Origin of the sequence: Curtobacterium sp. MCLR17_059 (assembly GCF_003234665.1) — a bacterium.
Lineage (GTDB): Bacteria > Actinomycetota > Actinomycetes > Actinomycetales > Microbacteriaceae > Curtobacterium > Curtobacterium flaccumfaciens.
Window position 1 is genome coordinate 325,722 of the sequence record NZ_QKSU01000002.1, and the last position, 21,159, is coordinate 346,880.

Consider the following 21,159-nt stretch of genomic DNA (forward strand, 5'->3'; position numbering starts at 1 on the left):
GGGGGTGCAGACGCCGACACGCACGGCCGAGGGCAAGCCCCGGCACCTGTACGAGGTCGACGTGCTCCGCATCCTCACGTTCGCGTGCGTGATCGGGGTGCACACCACGAGCCACACCGCCGCCACCGACGACGTCGGGCTGAACGCGCTGCTCGCCCTGCTGCACTTCACCCGGCTGGTCTTCTTCTCGCTGACCGCGTTCGTGCTCGTGTACAGCTACACCTTGCGCCCGAGGCCGATGGCGCAGTTCTGGCCGAAGCGGTTCCTGCTCGTGGGCGTGCCGTACCTGGCGTGGTCGTTCGTCTACGTCGCGGCGGCGTGGCTGCTGAGTCCCACCCGCCGTGGCGACGTCCCCGACCTGGTGCGCACCGCGGCCGAGGGCATCGTCACCGGCACCTCGTGGTACCACCTGTACTTCCTGCTCGTGACGATGCAGGTGTACCTGCTCCTGCCGGTGATCGTCTGGCTGGTGCGCCGGACCCGTGGGCACCACGTGACCGTGCTGGTCGTGGCGTTCCTGGTCCAGCTGGTGGTGTTCGCCGGGTACAAGTACTTCCCGGCGAGCGACGCGTGGATGCAGGGGTACCAGAAGCAGTTCTTCTTCTCGTACGTCTTCTTCATCGTCTCGGGGGCGATCGCCGCCGACCACGCGGATGCGTTCCTGCGGTTCATCCGGGTCCACCGCCGTTCGGTCCTGTGGGCGTTCGCCGGCGTCGGTGGGCTCACCCTCGGTGTGTGGGCGCTGCAGGTGGGCCTCGGGCAGTCCCTCTACGCCGCAGGGACACCGTTGCAGCCGGTCCAGGTGGTCTGGAGCACCGCGGTGTTCGTCGGGTTCCTGGCGATCGGCGCCGCCTGGGCGGACCGACGGCGCCCCGGGAGCCGGACCGCCCGGTTCGTCGACTACGCCTCCGATCGCTCGTTCGGCATCTTCCTGAGCCACCCGTTCGTCATCTGGATCCTGCTCTACGGCGACAGCTGGCTCGAGGCCGTCGTGCCACGGCCGTGGCTCACCCTCGTCACCTACGTGCTCGTGCTGGTGCTGTCCGTCGCGGTGACCGAGCTGTTCCGGTGGACGCCCCTCAGTGTGCCGTTGACCGGGCGGCCGTCGTTGTCCTCTCGGGCGTCGCGAGCGGCGCGGGCGCGTCGTGCCGCAGGCGCGGCGGTGCCGCAGCGGTCGCCGGAACCGGTGGAGCCGGAAGACGCCCTCGTCGGCGAGACCGACGACGTCGGGCGGCGCGCCGTGCGCTGAGCGCTCGCCCGCACGGCGCAGCTCTCGTGCGAGGTTCCGTCCGTGGTGCGACGGTGACGCCGTCCCACGGGGTCCGGAACCTCGTACCAGCCGTTCGGGGCAGTGGACACGTGGCGCGGCGGCCGGGAGGCACGTGGCGGGCCCGACCCGCGCCTCCCGGCCGTCGCGTGCGGACCACCAGGGCCGTCGCACGTTCCGCGCACCGGCTGCCGGCCGTCAGGCCGAGCGCTGCTCGGCCTTCGGGGTGCCGATCTCGAGCACGCCGTCGGTGGACGTCAGTCGCTGGGGCTTCATGAACCACGCGACGACGGCCGCGGCTCCGAGCAGGACGCAGGAGAGCGCGAAGGGCACCTGCCACCCCGAGGCGTCGATGAGCAGACCGAACACGATGGGCGAGACGACACCGGCGATGCCGAACCCGGTGTTCATGAAGCCCGAGGCCGTGCCGGACCACTGCGGCGCCACGTCCATCGGGATCGCCCACAGGTTGGCGTTGCAGAGCTCGAGGAAGAAGAACGACAGGGCCAGCGAGATCGTCGCGACGAGCAGCCCCTGCCCGATCACGAGCGGGATGAGGCAGAGGAGCGAGCCGCCGAGCCCGATCACCAGGATGGTCCGGCGGGCGTTCCGGGTGTTCCCGCCGCGGTGGATGATGCGGTCGCTGAGCATCCCGCCGACGGTGTCCCCGACGACACCGGCCAGCAGGATGAGGGTGGTGAACAGGGCGAAGTCGCCGATCTCCAGGCCGTAGGTGGAGCTGAGGAACGTCGGGAGCCACGTGAGGAACACCCAGAGGGTCCAGCCGTACCCGAAGTCGACGAAGGTGACCGGCAGGATCTGCTTCGCCAGCTGCCGCCACGGCACCGGGGGACGGGTCGCGCGGGTCTCGACCGGCGGGAGCTCGGCGAGCTCGACCTGCGTGATGCCCTTCGCGGACTCGGGCTTGTCGCGGAACCAGACGAACCAGACGACGGCCCACGCCAGGGACAGCACCGCGGTGGCGAAGAACGCCCAGCGCCAGCTGCCCGTCGCGCCGATCACCCACGCGACGATGAGCGGGGCCAGAGCGTTCCCGAGCCGTGCCGCGGAGTGCACCACCCCCTGGGCGAAGCCGTTCCGGTCGCGGGGGATCCAGCGGCTCATCGCCTGCGTGGCCGTCGGGAACGCGGCGGCCTCGCTCAGCCCGAGCAGGGCCCGTGCGGCGAAGAGGGTCCAGAAGCCGACCGCGAACCCGGTCCAGAGCGTCGCGACGCCCCAGATCACCGTGATGACGAAGAGCGCGCGGCGCGGGCCGAACTTCTCGCTGATCGTGCCGCCGAACACCTGCAGCAGGGCGTACGGCAACGAGAACGCGGAGACGATGAGACCGGCGGTCGCCTCGTTGAACCCGAACTCCTCGGTGATGTGCGGCAGCGCCGTCGAGATGTTCGTCCGGTCGATGTACGAGATCGCGTACATGCAGCAGAGCAGGACGAGCACGCGTCCGCGGATGCGTCCGCGGAACGGGGTGCCCTTGATCGGTGCGGCCGGGTTCGCCGTGGTCATGAGGCCTCTTCGGGGGAGTGGGAAGGAGTCGGGTGACTGAACGGATCGGAGGGTATGCCCGATGACCATCAGTCGACTTGGAGCCTGCTTGCAGCGGACAGTACGCCGAGGGCGAGCAGGGGCCCTCGGTGTCAGGGGTGCCGACTACCGTTGTCCCCATGGGTGTTGCGATCGAACCGACCCGAGCGGTGCGTCCGTTCGAGGTCATCAGCGAGTACTCGCCGAGTGGCGACCAGCCCGCGGCCATCGCGGAACTCGCCGGGCGGATCAACGCCGGTGAGACCGACGTCGTGCTGCTGGGCGCGACCGGTACCGGCAAGTCGGCGACGACCGCGTGGCTCATCGAGCAGGTGCAGCGGCCGACACTCGTGCTCGCGCACAACAAGACCCTCGCGGCGCAGCTCGCCAACGAGTTCCGCAGCCTGATGCCGAACAACGCGGTCGAGTACTTCGTCTCGTACTACGACTACTACCAGCCCGAGGCGTACGTCCCCCAGACGGACACCTTCATCGAGAAGGACTCCTCCGTCAACGCCGAGGTCGAACGACTCCGGCACTCCACGACGAACTCGCTGCTCAGCCGTCGCGACACCGTGGTGGTGTCCACCGTCTCCTGCATCTACGGTCTCGGCACCCCCGAGCAGTACATGAACGCATCGGTCGCGCTCCACGTGGGCCAGACGATCTCCCGCGACCAGCTCGTCCGCAAGTTCGTCGCCATGCAGTACCAGCGCAACGACGTCGACTTCGCCCGGGGCACGTTCCGGGTGCGCGGCGACACCATCGAGATCATCCCGATGTACGAAGAGCACGCGATCCGCATCGAGATGTTCGGTGACGAGATCGAAGCGCTCTCCTCGCTGCACCCGCTCACCGGCAACGTCATCGACGACCTGCCCGCGGTGTCGATCTTCCCGGCCTCGCACTACGTCGCGGACACCGACGTGATGCACCGCGCGATCGCCTCCATCAAGGAAGAACTCGCGGAACGGCTCGCCGAGCTCGAGGGCCAGGGCAAGCTGCTCGAGGCCCAGCGCCTCCGGATGCGCACCACGTTCGACATCGAGATGATGGAGCAGATCGGGTTCTGCTCGGGCATCGAGAACTACTCGCGGCACATGGACGGCCGTGGTCCGGGCGAGGCTCCGCACTGCCTCATCGACTACTTCCCCGACGACTTCCTGATTGTCATCGACGAGTCGCACGTCACCGTGCCGCAGATCGGCGCGATGTACGAAGGCGACGCCTCGCGCAAGCGCACCCTCGTCGAGCACGGGTTCCGCCTGCCGAGCGCGATGGACAACCGCCCGCTGAAGTGGGAGGAGTTCCTCGAGCGCGTCGGGCAGAAGGTCTACCTGTCGGCCACCCCGGGGCGCTACGAGCTCGGGGTCACCGACAGCGTGGTCGAGCAGATCATCCGCCCGACCGGCCTGATCGACCCCGAGATCGTGGTCAAGCCGAGCGACGGCCAGATCGACGACCTGCTCGAGGAGATCAAGCAGCGGGTCGAGAAGGACGAACGCGTCCTCGTCACCACGCTGACCAAGCGCATGGCGGAAGAACTGACCGACTTCCTCGGGAACGCCGGCGTGCGCGTCCGGTACCTGCACTCCGACGTCGACACCCTGAAGCGCGTCGAGCTGCTGACCGAGCTGCGGCAGGGCGTCTACGACGTGCTCGTCGGCATCAACCTGCTGCGCGAGGGCCTCGACCTGCCCGAGGTGTCGCTCGTCGCGATCCTCGACGCCGACAAGGAAGGCTTCCTCCGCTCGTCGACGTCGCTCATCCAGACGATCGGTCGTGCTGCCCGCAACGTGTCGGGCCAGGTGCTCATGTACGCCGACAAGATGACCGACTCGATGAAGACCGCGATCGAGGAGACCGATCGCCGTCGTGAGAAGCAGGTCGCCTACAACCTGGAGCGCGGCATCGACCCCCAGCCGCTGCGCAAGAAGATCGCGGACATCACCGAGGTCCTGCAGCGCGAGAACGACGACACGAAGGCGCTCCTGCAGGGTCGCCCCGGCACCGACGGCCGTCGGTCGCCCACGCCGAACCTCAAGCGCGGCGGCATCGCGGGCGAGGGTGCGACGCAGCTCGGTGCCACCATCGCCGACCTGAACGACCAGATGCTGCAGGCTGCGGCGGAGCTGAAGTTCGAGCTCGCGGCGCGACTGCGCGACGAGGTGCAGGACCTGAAGAAGGCCCTGCGCCAGATGGAGTCGGCCGGACATGTCAGCTGACGGCGCCCGCACGGTCGTCGTCACCGGTGCGAGCGCCGGGCTCGGGTACCACGCCGCCGAGCAGCTCGCCGCGGCGGGGCACCGTGTGGTGCTGGCGACGCGCGACCGCGGCCGGGCGGACGCCGCCGAGCGCAGCATCCGTCGGCACGTCGGCGGGGCCTCGCTCGCCCACGTCCACCTCGACCTCGCCGACCTCGACTCGGTCAGTGCCGCTGCCGACGAACTCGCCGCGCTGGAACCCGACGGCGTCGACGCGGTCGTGAACAACGCCGGGGTCGTCGGGGCGTCGACGCGGGGGAGCACGGCACAGGGCACCGAACTGCAGATCGGTACGAACCACCTCGGGCACTTCGCGTGGACCGCCCGGGTCCTGCCCCTGCTCGAACGACGAGCCGGTCGGGTCGTGCACCTCGGGTCGATCGCCCACCGGTTCGCCCAGCTCGACGCGACCGATCCGCTCGGCGTCGGTCGGTACTCGAGCCACCGCCAGTACGCCAGGAGCAAGCTCGCCGTGATGCTGTTCGGCTTCGATCTCGCCCAACGACTGGCCGACTCGGGGTCGTCCGTGTCGAGCGTCGTCGCGCACCCCGGCCTGTCGCTCGACCGCCTGTCACCGGCACGCCCGGACGTCAGCCCGGCACGGCCCGAACCCGAGTGGATCCGCCCGGCGCAGCGCATCGTCGCCCAGGGCAAGGACGTCGGCGCCCAGCCGCTCGTGCACGCGGCCGTCGGTGCGGACGTGCGCTCGGGGGAGTACTGGGGCCCTGCGGGCTGGATGCAGCTCCGGGGCCCGGCCACGGTGGTCGCGGCCGAACCTCGGGCGCACGACCGCACCGTCGCAGCGCAGCTCTGGGCCGCGAGCGAGCGTGCATCCGGCGTCGCGTTCGCTCTCGACGCACTCGTCTGACCCTCCATCCCGGCCGAATGTCGGTGCCGCTTCGTAGAATCGACGACGATGACCATCACCTCTGACCCCGGTACCTCGACGTCGGGCCGGAACGCCTTCGGCGAGCCCGCTGACCTCCACCTCCCCGGCGGGACCGCTCCGCACAGCACCTCCACGCTCAGCGTGCGCGGCGCGCGCGTGCACAACCTCCGTGACGTCGACCTCGAGATCCCGCGCGACTCGCTCGTCGTGTTCACCGGCCTGTCCGGCTCTGGCAAGTCCTCGCTGGCGTTCGACACGATCTTCGCCGAGGGGCAGCGCCGCTACGTCGAGTCGCTGTCCGCCTACGCCCGCCAGTTCCTCGGCCAGGTCGACCGCCCCGACGTCGACTTCATCGAGGGGCTCTCGCCGGCGGTGTCGATCGACCAGAAGTCCACCAACCGCAACCCGCGGTCGACGGTCGGCACGATCACCGAGGTCTACGACTACATGCGTCTGCTCTGGGCGCGCATCGGGGTCCCGCACTGCCCGACGTGTGGCGAGGTGATCAGCAAGCAGACCGTGCAGCAGATCGCCGACCAGCTCATGCAGTTCGAGACCGGCACCCGCTTCCAGGTCCTCGCACCCGTGATCTCGAAGAAGAAGGGCGAGTTCGTCGACCTCTTCCAGGAGCTCGCGGCGTCCGGCTACGCCCGCGCGATCGTGGACGGGGAGCGCATCCAGCTCAGCGACCCGCCCAAGCTCAAGAAGCAGGTCAAGCACGACATCTCGGTCATCGTCGACCGCCTGGTGGCGAGCGACGACATCCTCGGGCGTCTCACCGACTCGCTCGAGACCGCCCTGCGCCTGACCGACGGCACCGTCGGCATCGACCTGGTGGACCACGAGGGTCCCGGAGCGGTCCGGAACTACTCCGAGAACCTCTCGTGCCCGAACAACCACCCGCTCGCGCTCACCGAGATCGAGCCGCGCACGTTCTCGTTCAACGCGCCGTTCGGTGCCTGCCCCGAGTGCTCCGGACTCGGCACCCGCATGTCGGTCGACCCCGACCTGGTGCTCGGCGACCCCGAGGCCTCGTTGCGGGACGGCGTCCTGCTGCCCTGGACCGGGACGAGCGGGCTGTACTCCTACTTCGAGAAGCTGCTCGGCGGCCTCGGCAAGGAGCTCGGCTTCTCGCTCGACACCCCGTGGAACCAGCTCGACCCCGCGGTGCAGGCGTCGATCCTGACCGGCAAGGACTTCCAGGTGTCGGTCTCCTGGCGCAACCGCTTCGGCCGCGAGATGCGGTACACGAGCGGGTTCGAAGGCGTCATGCCCTACATCGAGCGAAAGTTCGCCGAGGCCGAGTCGGACTCGCAGCGGCAGCGCTTCCAGGGATACCTGCGCGAGGTCCCGTGCCCCGTTTGCGAGGGAACCCGCCTCAAGCCCGAGGTGCTCGCGGTGACGGTCAACGACCGCAGCATCGCGGACGTCACCGACATGTCGCTCGACAACGCGTACTCGTTCATGGACGAGCTGACGCTGACCGACCGTGAAGCGCACATCGCCGCCGCGGTCCTCCGCGAGATCCGCGCACGCCTCGAGTTCCTGCTCGAGGTCGGCCTGAACTACCTCACGCTGGCACGTGGTGCCGGCGGCCTCTCCGGCGGCGAGGCGCAGCGCATCCGCCTGGCGACGCAGATCGGCTCCGGGCTGACGGGCGTGCTCTACGTGCTCGACGAGCCGAGCATCGGCCTGCACCAGCGCGACAACCGTCGACTCATCGACACCCTGGTCAAGCTCAAGGACCTCGGCAACACGCTCATCGTCGTCGAGCACGACGAGGACACGATCCGCACGGCCGACTGGGTCGTCGACATCGGCCCCGGAGCGGGCGTGAACGGTGGCAACGTCGTGCACTCCGGTTCGTACGAGGGCATCATCGAGAACCGCGAGTCGATCACCGGTGACTACCTCGCCGGCCGACGCGCGATCGAGGTGCCGGCCGAGCGTCGCAAGGTCAACCTGAAGCGCGCCATCACCGTGCAGGGCGCCCGGGCGAACAACCTCAAGTCGATCGACGCGGACTTCCCCCTCGGTGTGTTCACCGCGGTGACGGGCGTCAGCGGGTCCGGCAAGTCGACGCTGGTGAACGACATCCTGTACAAGGTGCTCGCCAACCAGCTCAACGGCGCCCGGCACATCGCGGGCAAGCACACCCGGGTGAAGGGCCTCGACCAGCTCGACAAGGTCGTGCACGTCGACCAGGCACCGATCGGTCGCACCCCGCGCTCGAACCCGGCGACCTACACGGGCGTGTTCGACCGCATCCGCCAGCTGTTCGCCGAGACGCAAGAGGCGAAGACCCGCGGCTACCAGCCGGGCCGCTTCAGCTTCAACGTCAAGGGCGGCCGCTGCGAGAACTGCGCGGGCGACGGCACGATCAAGATCGAGATGAACTTCCTGCCCGACGTCTACGTCGCGTGCGAGGTCTGCGGTGGTGCGCGCTACAACCGCGAGACGCTCCAGGTGCACTACAAGGGCAAGAACATCTCCGAGGTCCTCGACATGCCGATCAGCGAGGCGGCCGAGTTCTTCGAGCCGATCTCGGCGATCCACCGCTACATGGCGACCCTGGTCGACGTGGGCCTCGGCTACGTGCGTCTCGGCCAGAGCGCGACCACGCTCTCCGGCGGCGAGGCGCAGCGCGTCAAGCTCGCCACCGAGCTGCAGCGCCGCTCGAACGGCCGCACGGTCTACGTGCTCGACGAGCCGACGACCGGTCTGCACTTCGAGGACGTCCGCAAGCTGCTCCTCGTGCTGCAGAGCCTGGTCGACAAGGGCAACACCGTCGTCACGATCGAGCACAACCTCGACGTCATCAAGTCCGCCGACTGGCTGATCGACATGGGACCCGAGGGCGGTTCCGGTGGTGGCACGGTCCTGGCGACGGGTACCCCGGAGCACGTGGCGACCGTGCCGGAGAGCCACACCGGTGTCTTCCTGCGCGAGATCTTCGACGCCCAGGACGCCCGGGTCGGCAAGCAGCAGGCGGTCGGCGCACGCCAGGCCACCCAGAAGCAGCAGGGCGGCAAGCAGCAGGGCGCGACCAAGCAGGCGAGCAAGCAGAAGGCGGGTGCTCGGTAGGTGGCGGACACCGTCCCGTGGCGTCCGAAGGCGGGGGAGATCCCGACCGACCCGGGCGTCTACCGATGGCGTGACGAAGCCGGTCGGGTGCTCTACGTCGGCAAGGCGAAGAACCTCCGCGCCCGGCTGAGCAACTACTTCGCGCCGCTGCCGACGCTGCACGAGCGCACGCGGCGCATGGTCCTCACGGCACGCAGTGTCGAGTGGACGACGGTCGGCTCCGAGATCGAGGCGCTCCAGCTGGAGTACACCTGGATCAAGGAGTTCGACCCGCCGTTCAACGTCAAGTTCCGCGACGACAAGTCGTACCCGTACATGGCGGTCACCCTGGGTGACGAAGCGCCGCGGGTGATGGTGACACGCAACCGCAAGATCAAGGGCGCGAAGTACTTCGGTCCGTACCCGAAGATCTGGGCGGTGCACGACACCATCGACCTGATGATCAAGGTCTTCCCGATCCGCACGTGCTCGGACTCGTCGTACAAGAAGGCGATGCAGACGGGCCGTCCGTGCTTCCCGGGGCAGATCGGCAAGTGCGGTGGCCCGTGCTCGCAGAAGGTCACGATCGAGGAGCACCGCGCGCTCGTCGAGGAGTTCGTGCGCTTCATGAACTCCTACGACCGCCGGGTCATCACCGAGCTCCGGCAGCGCATGGGGGCCTCGGCCGACGCGATGCAGTACGAGCAGGCCGCGAAGTACCGCGACCAGGTCGAGGCGCTCGAGGCCGTGCTCGAGAAGTCCGCCGTGGTGCTCCGCGACTCGGTCGACCTCGACCTGTTCGGCATCGCGGAAGACGAGCTCGCCGCAGCCGTGCAGCTGTTCTCCGTCCGTGGCGGCCGCATCCGCGGTGTCCGCGGCTGGGTCGTCGACAAGGAGCTCGACATCGGCACCGGCGACCTCGTCGAGCAGATCGTGCAGGGCGTCTACGTCACCGACGAGCCCCCGCGCGAGGTCGTCGTCCCCGAGCTGCCGGAGGACGCCGACGCACTGCAGGAGTGGCTCAGCAAGCGTCGGAACGGGCGCGGCACGAAGCTCAGCACGGCACAGCGCGGCGATCGCGCCGGGCTCGCCCGGACGGCCGCGCAGAACGCCGGGCAGGCGCTCATGCTCTACAAGACCAAGCGTTCGGCCGACTACACCACCCGGGCCGCAGCACTGGCCGACATCCAGGACGCCCTCGGCATGACCGAGGCGCCGCTCCGCATGGAGTGCTACGACATCTCGCACCTGCAGGGCACGAACGTCGTCGCGTCGATGGTGGTGTTCGAGGACGGTCTGCCGCGCAAGGACCAGTACCGCCGGTACTCGATCGCCGAGACCACCGACGACACCGACAGCATGTACCAGGTGCTCTCGAGGCGCCTGGCGCGGCTGGACGAGGACGCCGAGCTGCCGGACGTCCCGGACGTCACGACCGACGAGGTCGTCGAGGGGTCGAAGCCGACGAAACGGTTCGCGTACCGCCCGCAGCTGCTCATCGTCGACGGCGGCCAGCCCCAGGTGCAGGCCGCGAAGCGCGCGATGGACGAAGCCGGCGTGCACGACATCGCCCTGGTCGGCATCGCCAAGCGGCTCGAGGAGCTCTGGCTCCCCGACGACGACTTCCCGGTCATCCTGCCCCGCAACTCCGAGGCGCTCTTCCTCATCCAGCGCATCCGCGACGAGGCGCACCGGTTCGCGATCACCCACCAGCGCAGCAAGCGGAAGCGCGACGTCCGGTCGCGGCTGTCCGAGATCCCCGGTCTCGGCCCGAGTCGCGTCAACGCCCTGCTGAAGCACTTCGGCTCGGTCGCCCGGCTGCGTGAAGCCACGGCAGAGGAGATCGGCGAGGTGAACGGGATCGGCCCGGCGACCGCTGCTGCGGTGGTCTCGAAGCTGGCCCAGACGCCGACGAGCGCGCCGGCGACGAGCGCGTCCAGCGCCCCCGAACCGGACGCCGACGCGATCGCGGACACCGTGACCGAGAACGCAGCCACCCAGCAGACCGCCACCCAGCAGACCGCCACCCACCCCGGAGGCCCGGTGCGGGTCCCCGAGGTGACCGACGACGGTCCGCAGCGACCGTCGTGACGAACCCCGCGCCTCCCGGCCGCCACCGGGCGGTAGCCTGGTCCGGCAGCCGAGACCTCCCCGGGCGACGCGCCCGGGCCGCCACGACGGAGCCCACTCCCAGATGACCGACAGCGCCACCGCGACCACCCACGCGTCGCAGCACGACATCCTCATCGTCACCGGCATGTCCGGGGCCGGGCGGTCCACCGTCGGCAAGGCCCTCGAAGACCTGGGCTGGTACGTCGTCGACAACCTGCCCACGCAGATGCTGGCCCCGCTGACCGAACTGGCCGACCGCGCGGGGGAGAAGATCCCGAAGATCGCCACGGTGGTCGACGTCCGCGGCGGGCGGTTCTTCACCGACCCCGAGCACGCGGTCGAGCAGGTCCGCTCGAGCACCTCCGCGCGGGTCCGGGTGCTGTTCCTCGAAGCCACCGACGCCGTGCTGGTCCGGCGCTTCGAGCAGGTCCGCCGACCCCACCCGCTCCAGGGCGAGGACACCCTGCTCGACGGCATCGCCCGCGAACGGGCGCGTCTCGCCGGCCTGCGCGAGGCGTCCGACGTGGTGATCGACACCTCCGACCTCAACATCCACCAGCTCGCCAACACCGTGATCGAGCACTTCGCCGACGAGCACTTCGTGGGTGTACAGGTCACGCTGATGAGCTTCGGGTTCAAGTACGGTCTGCCCGCCGACGCCGACATGGTGGCCGACGTGCGGTTCCTCCCGAACCCTTACTGGGTGCCGGAACTGCGGCCCCACACCGGGCTGGACCAGCCGGTCTCGGACTACGTGCTGGCCCAGGCCGGAGCCCGTCCGTTCGTCGATCGCTACGCCTCCGTCCTCGAGCCGGTGTTCGAGGGGTACCAGCGCGAGAACAAAAGACACGCTACGATCGCCATCGGCTGTACCGGCGGGAAGCACCGCTCGGTCGCCATCGTCGCCGAGTTGGCGAACCTCCTCCGCGGGATGCCTGGCGTCGCCGTGCGTGTGAAGAACCGAGATCTCGGCCGGGAGTGACCGTCCCTCCGGCCGCTCCCACGCCCGTGCCGCCGGATCTGCGGGAACCACTGAACGAACGTTAGGAATGATGCTGTGCCGTTGACTGCCGAGGTCAAGGACGAACTGGCCAGGGTCGCCGTGAACCGCAACACGGTCCGCGCCGCCGAACTGGCCACGATCCTCCGGTTCGCTGGTGGTCTGCACGTCATCTCGGGCCGCATCGCGGTCGAGGTCGAGCTCGACACCCGGATCATCGTGCACCGGGTCCGCAAGGACCTCGCCGAGCTCTACGGCGTGCGCAGCGAGGCGTCGGTGGGCTCGTCCGCGTCCGCCCGCCGCGGGACCCGCTACCTGGTCCGCGTGCTCGAGGCGGGGGAGACCCTCGCCCGCCAGACCGGCCTGATGGACGCCCGTCGTCGTCCCGTCCGCGGGCTGCCGAACCGCCTCACCACGGGCAACCGTGAGGACCTCGCTGCCATCTGGCGCGGCGCCTTCCTCGCCTCCGGCACCCTGACCGACCCGGGTCGGGCCGCAGCGCTCGAGGTCACCTGCCCCGGCAACGAGGCCGCGATGGCCCTCGTCGGTGCCGCCTCGCGTCTCGGGGTCGCCGCGAAGGGCCGCGAGGTCCGTGGGGTGCACCGCGTCGTCATCCGCGACGGCGAGGCCATCGGTCAGATGCTGACCGTCATGGGCGCAGCGCGCACCACCGCCGACTGGGAGGAGATGCGCCAGCGCCGCGAGGTCCGTGCGACCGCGAACCGCCTGGTCAACTTCGACGACGCGAACCTCCGCCGTTCCGCGCAGGCCGCCGTGGCCGCCTGCGCCCGGGTCGAGCGTGCGCTCGAGATCCTCGGCGACGAGGTCCCCGACCACCTGCAGTACGCCGGCACGCTGCGCCTGCAGCACCGCGACGCGTCGCTCGACGAGCTCGGCCAGCACGCGGACCCGCCCATGACCAAGGACGCCATCGCCGGCCGCATCCGGCGCCTGCTGGCGATGGCCGACAAGCGGGCCTCCGACCTCGGCATCCCGGGCACCGAAGCGAGCGTTCCCGAGGAGCTCGAAGGGGCCTGAGAGCGGTCTGTCGACCCCACGGACGGGAGGCGCGGTGCCAGCTGGCACCGCGCCTCCCGTCCGTTCTCCGGCCCGTTCTCGGACCCGTTCCCGGCCCGGTCGGCGACCGTCCGGACGGACCGTCATCCCGCTCGGGCACGCAGTGTCCGACTGCTAGGGTCGTTACGGCGACGTTACGGGGCGTATCGTCCACCACACGCGGGCCCGCCAGGGTGCGCGACTCCCGAAAGCAGCGCCCCCTGGGCGCTCCACACTCACCAGGAGATCCATTGACCGTCAAGATCGGTATCAACGGCTTCGGCCGCATCGGCCGTAACTTCTTCCGGGCCGCCCTCGCGAAGGGCTCCGACCTCGAGATCGTGGCGGTGAACGACCTCACCGACAACGCGTCGCTCGCCAACCTGCTGAAGTTCGACTCCATCACGGGCCGTCTCGGCGTCTCCGTCGAGCTCGACGGCGACAACATCGTCGTCGACGGCAAGGCCATCAAGGTCCTCGCCGAGCGCGACCCCGCCAACCTGCCCTGGGGCGAGCTGGGTGTCGACATCGTCATCGAGTCGACCGGGTTCTTCACCAAGGCCGCCGATGCGCAGAAGCACATCGACGCCGGCGCCAAGAAGGTCATCATCTCCGCCCCGGCCTCGGGTGACGACGTCACCATCGTGCTCGGCGTGAACGAGGACCAGTACGACGCGGCGAACCACCACATCATCTCGAACGCGTCCTGCACCACGAACAGCCTCGCGCCGCTCGCCAAGGTGTTCCACGACAAGTTCGGCATCGAGCGTGGCCTGATGACGACGGTGCACGCCTACACCGCCGACCAGAACCTGCAGGACGGCCCGCACAAGGACCCCCGTCGTGCCCGTGCCGCCGCGCTGAACATCGTCCCGACCTCGACCGGTGCCGCCAAGGCCATCGGTCAGGTCATGCCGGAGCTCGCCGGCAAGCTCGACGGCTTCGCGCTGCGCGTCCCGGTCCCCACCGGCTCGATCACCGACCTCACCCTCGAGACCAAGTCCGAGGTCACCGTCGACGAGATCAACGCCGCCTACAAGGAGGCCGCAGAAGGTCCCCTCAAGGGCATCCTGCTCTACAGCGAGGACCCGCTGGTGTCGACCGACATCACCACGGACCCGCACTCCTCGATCTACGACTCCGGCCTGACCAAGGTCATCGGCGGCCTCGTGAAGATCACCTCGTGGTACGACAACGAGTGGGGCTACTCGAACCGCCTCGTCGACCTCACCGAGTACGTCGGCGAGCGTCTGTAACACATGGCCCTCCGCACCCTCGAGGACCTCGGCGACCTCGCCGGCAAGCGCGTCGTCGTCCGCTGTGACCTGAACGTCCCGCTCAAGGACGGCACGATCACGGACGACGGCCGCGTCCGCGCGTCGCTGACCACGCTGAACACCCTCGTCAACGCCGGCGCACGCGTCATCGTGATCTCGCACCTGGGCCGCCCCGACGGGGAGCCCAAGCCCGAGTTCTCGCTCGCGCCGGTGGCCCAGCGGCTCTCCGAGCTGCTCGGCAAAGAGGTCACGTTCGTCGGCGAGACCGTCGGCGAGACCGTCGGCGACGAAGCGACCGCCGCGGCCGAGGCCCTCGAGGACGGCGACGTCCTGCTGCTCGAGAACCTCCGCTTCAACCCGGAGGAGACCTCGAAGGACGCCGCCGAGCGCGGTGCCTTCGCGGACCGCCTCGCCGCCCTCGGTGATGCCTTCGTCTCCGACGGCTTCGGTGTCGTGCACCGCAAGCAGGCCTCGGTCTACGAGCTCGCGTCCGCACTGCCCAGTGCGGCCGGTTCGTTGATCGAGACCGAGCTGCGCGTGCTCGAGCGCCTGACCACCTCGCCGGAGCGGCCGTACACGGTCGTGCTCGGCGGGTCGAAGGTCAGCGACAAGCTCGGTGTCATCGACCACATCCTGCCGAAGGTCGACACCCTCTGCATCGGTGGCGGCATGCTCTTCACGTTCCTCGCGGCCCAGGGCCACGGGGTCGCGAAGTCGCTGCTCGAGGCGGACCAGCTCGACGTCGTCCGCGAGTACCTCTCGCGGGCGAAGGAGCTCGGTGTCACCATCGACCTGCCGACCGACGTCGTGGTGGCCTCCGCCTTCGCGGCCGACGCCGACCACGAGACCGTGGCGGCCGACGCCATCGAGTCCTCGTCGTTCGGCACGGACGGCATCGGCCTCGACATCGGCCCGGAGACCGCTGCGCGGTTCGCCTCGGCCGTCTCGGGTTCGAAGACCGTGTTCTGGAACGGCCCGATGGGCGTGTTCGAGTTCCCGGCCTTCGCCGCTGGCACGAAGACCGTCGCGCAGGCGCTCACCGAGGTCGACGGCCTCGGCGTCGTCGGTGGTGGCGACTCCGCTGCCGCCGTGCGGTCGCTCGGATTCTCGGACGACCAGTTCGGCCACATCTCGACCGGTGGCGGTGCGAGCCTCGAGTTCCTCGAGGGCAAGTCGCTGCCCGGTCTCGAAGCACTGGGGTGGACCGCATGAGCCGCACGCCGTTGATCGCGGGCAACTGGAAGATGAACCTGGACCACCTCCAGGCGATCGCCACCGTGCAGAAGCTCGCGTGGACGCTCAAGGACGCCCGGCACGACTTCGACGACGTCGAGGTCGCGGTGTTCCCGCCGTTCACCGACCTGCGGAGCGTGCAGACGCTCATCTCGGCCGACAAGCTGCCGATCCACTTCGGTGCGCAGGACCTGTCGCAGTTCGACTCCGGTGCCTACACCGGTGACGTCTCCGGCGCGTTCCTCGCCGCGCTCGACGCCCAGTACGTCATCGTCGGCCACTCCGAGCGGCGCACGCTGCACGGTGAGACCGACGAGGTCGTCGCGGCGAAGACCGCAGCGGCCGTCAAGCACGGCCTCGTCCCCGTGGTGTGCGTCGGCGAGACCGGCGAGCAGCGCGAGGAGCGCGGCGCCGGTGTCGTGCCGGTCGAGCAGCTCCGCGTCGTGCTCGACGCGGTCAAGCCCGCCGACCTCGTCGTGGCGTACGAGCCCGTCTGGGCCATCGGCTCCGGCCAGGCCGCCACGGCTGAGCAGGCGCAGGACGAGTGCGCGGCCATCCGTCGTGGCATCGCCGCAGCCTGGGGCGACCAGGCTGCTGCCGACACCCGAGTGCTCTACGGCGGCTCGGTCAAGTCGGGCAACATCGCGGGGTTCCTCCGCGAGCCCGACATCGACGGCGCGCTCGTCGGTGGCGCTTCGCTCGACGTGCAGGAGTTCGCGGCCATCGCCCGGTTCCGTCAGCACGTCGGGCTGTAGTCCACAGGCGTCGTCGCGGGCAGTCGTCCGCACCACTCCCGTCCAGGTACCGGCCGTGCTCCGCGCGGCCGGTACACTGGTACGGCTGACTGACACGAAAGGTACGTCGTGGCGATACTCTCCGTCGTGCTGCAGGTCCTGCTCGCAATCACGAGCCTCCTGCTCACGCTCCTCATCCTGCTGCACAAGGGCCGCGGTGGTGGCCTCTCCGACATGTTCGGCGGTGGGGTCACGAGCAACCTCGGTGCGTCCGGCGTGGCCGAGCGCAACCTCAACCGCATCACGGTGATCCTCGGTCTGGTCTGGATCGTCTCCATCATCGTGCTCGGTCTCATCAACAAGTTCACGGCGGGGGTCTGATCCATGGCAAGCGGAGGCAGTGCAATCCGAGGGTCTCGCGTCGGCGCGGGACCGATGGGCGAACAGGACCGCGGGGTCCAGGCAGAGCGCGTGGCGATCTCGTACTGGGACGCCCTCGGCAACGAGGTCGTGCGGTACTTCGCCGCGAACCTGCCCGATGAAGAGATCCCCGAGACGGTGGACTCGCCGTCGAGTGGTCTGCCGGCTGGGCGCGACAAGGAGAACCCTCCCGTGGTCTCCAAGACGGAGCCCTACAAGACCCACCTCGCGTACGTGAAGGAACGCCGCACCGAGGAAGAGGCAGCGCAGCTCCTCGAGGACGCGCTCCAGCAGCTCCGAGAGCGTCGCGGCACCGCGGCGAAGAAGAGCTAGCGCACACACGCTGACGAAGGCCCCTGCACCGATGGTGCGGGGGCCTTCGTGCGTGCGGTGCACGGGTCGCTCGGTCGCCGAGTGGTCACGACACGCCGCGTGCGGTGCGCGGTGGTGGCGCGAACTGTCGGTTGCAGGCGCCGCAACCGACAGTTCGTGACCACTCGGCGTCGCCCGGCGGGCAGTCGTGACCGCTCGGCGCCGAAGAGCCGCGTCCGGGTGCCGCGCGGAGTGCCGGGCGCCCGAGGGGTCACGACACGCCGCGTGCGGAGCGCGGTGGTGGCACGAACTGTCGCCTGCGGCGCCCGCGGCCGACAGTTCCTGACCACTCGGCGTCGTTCCGGCGGGGTGTCACGACCACTCGGCGTCGCTCGGCGCCGAGGCGCCGCGCGGAGCGGCGGTTCGCCGAGTGGTCACGACACGCCGCGTCCGGTGCGTCGTGGTGGCACGTTCTGTTGCCTGCGGCGCCCGCGGCCGACAGTTCGTGCCCCCTCGACGCAGGCGCTCGGGCGCGGCGCGCAGTGGGCGCGACCACAGACGGACGGGAGGCCCGGTGCCAGCTGGCACCGGGCCTCCCGTCCGTCAGGAGCGCGCGTCTAGTACGTCGACGCGATCAGGTTCTCGGGGACGTCGCGTGCGGCGTCCTGGTCCACGAAGAAGACGGTGCGCTTGCGACCCTGCACGCCACCGACGGGGACGTCCTCGATCGACGCACCCGCGAGGGCCAACCCGAGGACCGAAGCCTTCTCGGCACCGGAGAGGATCACCCAGACGCGCTGCGAGGCGTTGATCACCGGGAAGGTGACGGTCAGACGCTGCGGCGGCGGCTTGGGGGAGTCGTCGACCGACACGACGGCGCGGTCGGTCACGGTGAGCTGCGGGAACTCCGGGAAGAGCGAGGCGGTGTGCCCGTCAGGGCCGACACCGAGCAGCGTGATGTCGAAGCGCGGAGCGACGGCACCTTCGGGCGCGGCGTCCTGCAGCTCGCGCTCGTACTGGGTCGCGGCGGCCTCGATGTCGAGCCCGCCGTCCGACGCCGGCATCGGGTGGATGTTCGACGCGGGGATGTCGACGTGGTCGAAGAAGTCGGTCTGCGTGCCGATCGTGTTGCGGTCGGCGTCGTCCGACGGGACCCAGCGCTCGTCGACCCACCAGACGTGCACCTTCGACCAGTCGACGCTCTCGCGCGCCGGCGACTGGCCGATCGCGGCGAGGACGAGGGAGGACACCGAGCCACCGCTGATCGCGATGTCGGCGCGCTCCTGCTCGTCGAGCACGTCGATGATCTTGGTGATGAAGCGTGCGGCGACCGAAGCGCCGAGGGCCTGCTTGTCCGGGTGCACGAGCACCCGCCGTTCGTTGGTCACGTGACTCCCGTGTTCGTGGCGGCCGACCGGTCGTCCGACCGCCTTCGGTCCGGTCGGGCCGCCTGCACCAGACAGGCGGCCCGACCGTGTGGGGTGTTGATCAGCGGGCGATGGTCTCGCGCAGCTGGGGCACCCCGTGCTTGACGACGTCTCCGAAGAGGACGTCCGGGTCGAGTCTACGGAGTTCCTCGGCCAGGCAGTCGCGCAGGTTGCGGCGTGGCAGCGACAGGTCGTGCGTCGGCTGCCCGGGCATCGAGAGCGTGGCGACGTCCACCAGGGAACGCTCGAGCTCGATGGTGCCGGACTCGCGCACGAGCTTCACGCCGTGGATGCCGCTCGACCCCGTCGCGCGCGGCGACGTGACGACGGACACCGGCACCTGGAGCTGCAGCTGCAGCCAGGCGGCGAGGAGGATCGTCGACGGGCTGTCGGACGCTCCGGAGACCTCGACCGCGGTGATCGGCTCGTACGGCGGCTGGTCGAGCGCCGCGGCGAGCTGGTTCCGCCACAGGGTCAGACGGGTCCACGCGAAGTCGGTGTCACCCGGTACGTAGGACGCACCGAGCGCCTCGATCGCGCCGTTCGGGTCCTTCTGTGCGGCCGCGTCGGTGATCCGGCGCTGCGCGATGCGGCCGAGGGCGGACGCCGCGGGCTGCTCGGGAGCGGTCTGCGGCCACCAGGCCACGACGGGTGCGTCCGGCAGCAGGAGGCCGGTGACCAGGCTCTCCTCGTCGGTCGCGGTCTCGCCGTACGCACGGAGGACGATGACCTCGCTCGCACCCGCGTCACTGCCGACGCGGATCTGTGCGTCGAGGCGACCGGGGGACTTCGTGTCACCGCTGTTCTTCGAGACGATGATCACTCGCATCGGGTGCTCGCGGGACGCCTCGTTGGCCGCCTCGATCGCCTCTTCCTCGTGGCCGAGGGCCGTCGAGATGATGAGGGTCAGCACGCGGCCGAGGGCGACGGCGCCGCCCTCTTCACGGATGCGGACGAGCTTCTTCTGGATCTTCGACACCGTGGTGTCGGGCATGTCGATCTTCACGGACGCCTCCAGGTCCGACCGTCGCGGGCGAGCAGGGCGTCGGCGGATGCCGGGCCCCACGTGCCGGGACGGTACTGCTCGGGCTGGCCCTGCGTGGCCCAGAACTCCTCGATGGGGTCGAGGATCTTCCAGGACAGCTCGACCTCCTGGTGCCGCGGGAACAGCGGCGGATCACCGAGGAGCACGTCGAGGATGAGTCGCTCGTACGCCTCGGGGGATGCTTCGGTGAACGCGTGGCCGTAGCCGAAGTCCATCGTCACGTCGCGCACCTGGGTGCCGACGCCGGGGACCTTCGAGCCGAAGCGGAGCGTGACGCCCTCGTCCGGCTGGACGCGGATCACCAGGGCGTTCTGGCCGAGCGGGGACTGCGTGTTGCCGTAGACGTCCTCGGGGACGCGCTTGAACACGATCGCGATCTCGGTCACACGACGGCCCAGACGCTTGCCGGCGCGCAGGTAGAACGGGACGCCCTGCCAGCGACGCGTGGCGATGTCGAGCTTGATCGCCGCGTAGGTCTCGGTACCGGACTCGGGGTTCATCCCGGCCTCTTCGAGGAAGCCGAGCACCTTCTCGCCGCCCTGCCAGCCGCCGTCGTACTGCCCGCGGGCAGTGGCGGTCGACAGGTCCTCCGGCAGACGGACGGCGGAGAGCACCTTCTCCTTCTCGGCACGCAGGTCTGCGGCCTTGAACGAGACGGGTTCCTCCATCGCGGTGAGCGCGAGGAGCTGCAGCAGGTGGTTCTGGATGACGTCGCGCGCAGCACCGATGCCGTCGTAGTACGCGGCACGCCCGGCGACGCCGATGTCCTCGGCCATCGTGATCTGCACGTGGTCGACGTAGTTCGAGTTCCAGATGGGTTCGTACATCTGATTCGCGAACCGGAGCGTCAGCAGGTTCTGGACGGTCTCCTTGCCGAGGTAGTGGTCGATGCGGAACACGTCGTCGGGCGCGAAGACGCTCTCGACGATCGCGTTGAGCTCGCGGGCGGTGCGGAGGTCGGAGCCGAACGGCTTCTCGACGACCACGCGGCTCCAGGAGCCCTCGCGCTTCTCGGTCAGCCCAGACAGCTTCAGCTGCTCGGTGACGACCGGGAACATCTTCGGCGGGATGGACAGGTAGAACGCGTGGTTGCCCAGCGTCCCGCGCTCGGCGTCGAGGTCGTCGACGGTGCGCTTGAGCTCGCGGAACGCCTCGGGGTCGTCGAACGAGCCCTGGACGAAGCGGATGCCCTGTTCGAGCTGACGCCAGACGTCCTCGTCGAACGGGGTGCGCGAGTGCTCCTTGACGGCGTCGTGGACGAGCTGGGAGAAGTCTTGGTCCTCCCAGTCGCGACGAGCGAACCCGACGAGCGCGAACCCCGGGGGCAGGAGCCCCCGGTTGGCCAGGTCGTAGACCGCGGGCATCAGCTTCTTGCGTGACAGGTCGCCCGTCACGCCGAAGATGATGAGCGTGCTCGGTCCCGCGATCCGGTTCAGTCGACGATCCGTCGGCAGCCGGAGCGGGTTGCGCTCCGGGGTGATTGCCACCGGTGACATGAGTCGGTGAACTCCTTAC

Annotated in this window: 16 protein-coding genes; 12 read left to right on the forward strand and 4 right to left on the reverse strand. The window is 69.7% G+C overall.

Translation table 11 applies throughout. The annotated features are described in order from the left end of the window. The first annotated feature begins 4 nt into the window (after positions 1 to 4). Positions 5 to 1,249, forward strand: a complete 1,245-nt coding sequence (locus tag DEJ12_RS05295; protein ID WP_181433069.1) for an acyltransferase — start codon at positions 5 to 7, stop codon at positions 1,247 to 1,249. 216 nt (positions 1,250 to 1,465) lie between these two features. On the opposite strand, the gene DEJ12_RS05300 is transcribed toward DEJ12_RS05295, so the two are convergent. Beyond that, the gene (locus DEJ12_RS05300; RefSeq protein WP_111029276.1) at positions 1,466 to 2,794 is read right to left on the reverse strand and encodes an MFS transporter; all 1,329 of its coding nucleotides are present in this window, start codon (positions 2,792 to 2,794) and stop codon (positions 1,466 to 1,468) included. 170 nt (positions 2,795 to 2,964) lie between these two features. Between DEJ12_RS05300 and uvrB the strand changes: the two genes are divergently transcribed. From uvrB to DEJ12_RS05355, 11 genes are all read left to right on the forward strand, one after another. After that, positions 2,965 to 5,037, forward strand: a complete 2,073-nt coding sequence (gene uvrB / locus DEJ12_RS05305; RefSeq protein ID WP_071403981.1) for an excinuclease ABC subunit UvrB — start codon at positions 2,965 to 2,967, stop codon at positions 5,035 to 5,037. Next, complete coding sequence (locus DEJ12_RS05310; protein WP_111029277.1) at positions 5,027 to 5,944, forward strand: SDR family NAD(P)-dependent oxidoreductase; 918 nt, start codon at positions 5,027 to 5,029, stop codon at positions 5,942 to 5,944. Before uvrB ends, DEJ12_RS05310 begins: the two co-directional genes overlap by 11 nt. A gap of 48 nt (positions 5,945 to 5,992) precedes the next feature. Next, positions 5,993 to 9,049, forward strand: a complete 3,057-nt coding sequence (gene uvrA, locus DEJ12_RS05315; RefSeq protein WP_258370540.1) for an excinuclease ABC subunit UvrA — start codon at positions 5,993 to 5,995, stop codon at positions 9,047 to 9,049. Next, on the forward strand, positions 9,050 to 11,119 hold the full coding sequence (uvrC, locus tag DEJ12_RS05320) for an excinuclease ABC subunit UvrC (protein ID WP_111029278.1): 2,070 nt from the start codon (positions 9,050 to 9,052) through the stop codon (positions 11,117 to 11,119). A 103-nt stretch (positions 11,120 to 11,222) separates the two neighbouring features. After that, entirely contained in the window at positions 11,223 to 12,122 is a 900-nt protein-coding gene (gene rapZ / locus DEJ12_RS05325; RefSeq protein ID WP_027465691.1) for an RNase adapter RapZ, read from the forward strand. 75 nt (positions 12,123 to 12,197) lie between these two features. Continuing rightward, positions 12,198 to 13,178 carry a DNA-binding protein WhiA gene (whiA, locus tag DEJ12_RS05330; RefSeq protein WP_027465690.1) on the forward strand — a complete coding sequence of 327 codons (981 nt, stop codon included), beginning with the start codon at positions 12,198 to 12,200 and terminating at the stop codon, positions 13,176 to 13,178. A gap of 269 nt (positions 13,179 to 13,447) precedes the next feature. Then, entirely contained in the window at positions 13,448 to 14,452 is a 1,005-nt protein-coding gene (gap, locus tag DEJ12_RS05335) for a type I glyceraldehyde-3-phosphate dehydrogenase (RefSeq protein ID WP_017887253.1), read from the forward strand. Positions 14,453 to 14,455: 3 nt separating this feature from the next. Next, a complete protein-coding gene (locus DEJ12_RS05340) occupies positions 14,456 to 15,685 on the forward strand; it encodes a phosphoglycerate kinase (protein ID WP_111029279.1) in 1,230 nt (409 codons plus the stop codon). Further along, a complete protein-coding gene (tpiA, locus tag DEJ12_RS05345; RefSeq protein WP_111029306.1) occupies positions 15,682 to 16,461 on the forward strand; it encodes a triose-phosphate isomerase in 780 nt (259 codons plus the stop codon). The genes DEJ12_RS05340 and tpiA overlap by 4 nt, the downstream gene beginning before the upstream one ends. A 108-nt stretch (positions 16,462 to 16,569) precedes the next feature. Continuing rightward, on the forward strand, positions 16,570 to 16,821 hold the full coding sequence (gene secG / locus DEJ12_RS05350) for a preprotein translocase subunit SecG (RefSeq protein WP_017887256.1): 252 nt from the start codon (positions 16,570 to 16,572) through the stop codon (positions 16,819 to 16,821). A gap of 3 nt (positions 16,822 to 16,824) precedes the next feature. Next, the gene (locus DEJ12_RS05355; RefSeq protein WP_110862753.1) at positions 16,825 to 17,193 is read left to right on the forward strand and encodes an RNA polymerase-binding protein RbpA; all 369 of its coding nucleotides are present in this window, start codon (positions 16,825 to 16,827) and stop codon (positions 17,191 to 17,193) included. Between the two features lie 596 nt (positions 17,194 to 17,789). On the opposite strand, the gene pgl is transcribed toward DEJ12_RS05355, so the two are convergent. The 3 genes from pgl to zwf form a co-directional block, all read right to left on the reverse strand. Next, positions 17,790 to 18,560 carry a 6-phosphogluconolactonase gene (pgl, locus tag DEJ12_RS05360; RefSeq protein WP_110864544.1) on the reverse strand — a complete coding sequence of 257 codons (771 nt, stop codon included), beginning with the start codon at positions 18,558 to 18,560 and terminating at the stop codon, positions 17,790 to 17,792. Positions 18,561 to 18,660: 100 nt separating this feature from the next. Further along, positions 18,661 to 19,605: a glucose-6-phosphate dehydrogenase assembly protein OpcA gene (locus DEJ12_RS05365; protein WP_027465684.1), complete on the reverse strand. Its 945-nt coding sequence runs from the start codon at positions 19,603 to 19,605 to the stop codon at positions 18,661 to 18,663. After that, positions 19,602 to 21,140, reverse strand: coding sequence for a glucose-6-phosphate dehydrogenase (gene zwf / locus DEJ12_RS05370; RefSeq protein ID WP_111029280.1), 1,539 nt, complete (start codon positions 21,138 to 21,140; stop codon positions 19,602 to 19,604). Before zwf ends, DEJ12_RS05365 begins: the two co-directional genes overlap by 4 nt. Between the last annotated feature and the right edge of the window lie 19 nt (positions 21,141 to 21,159).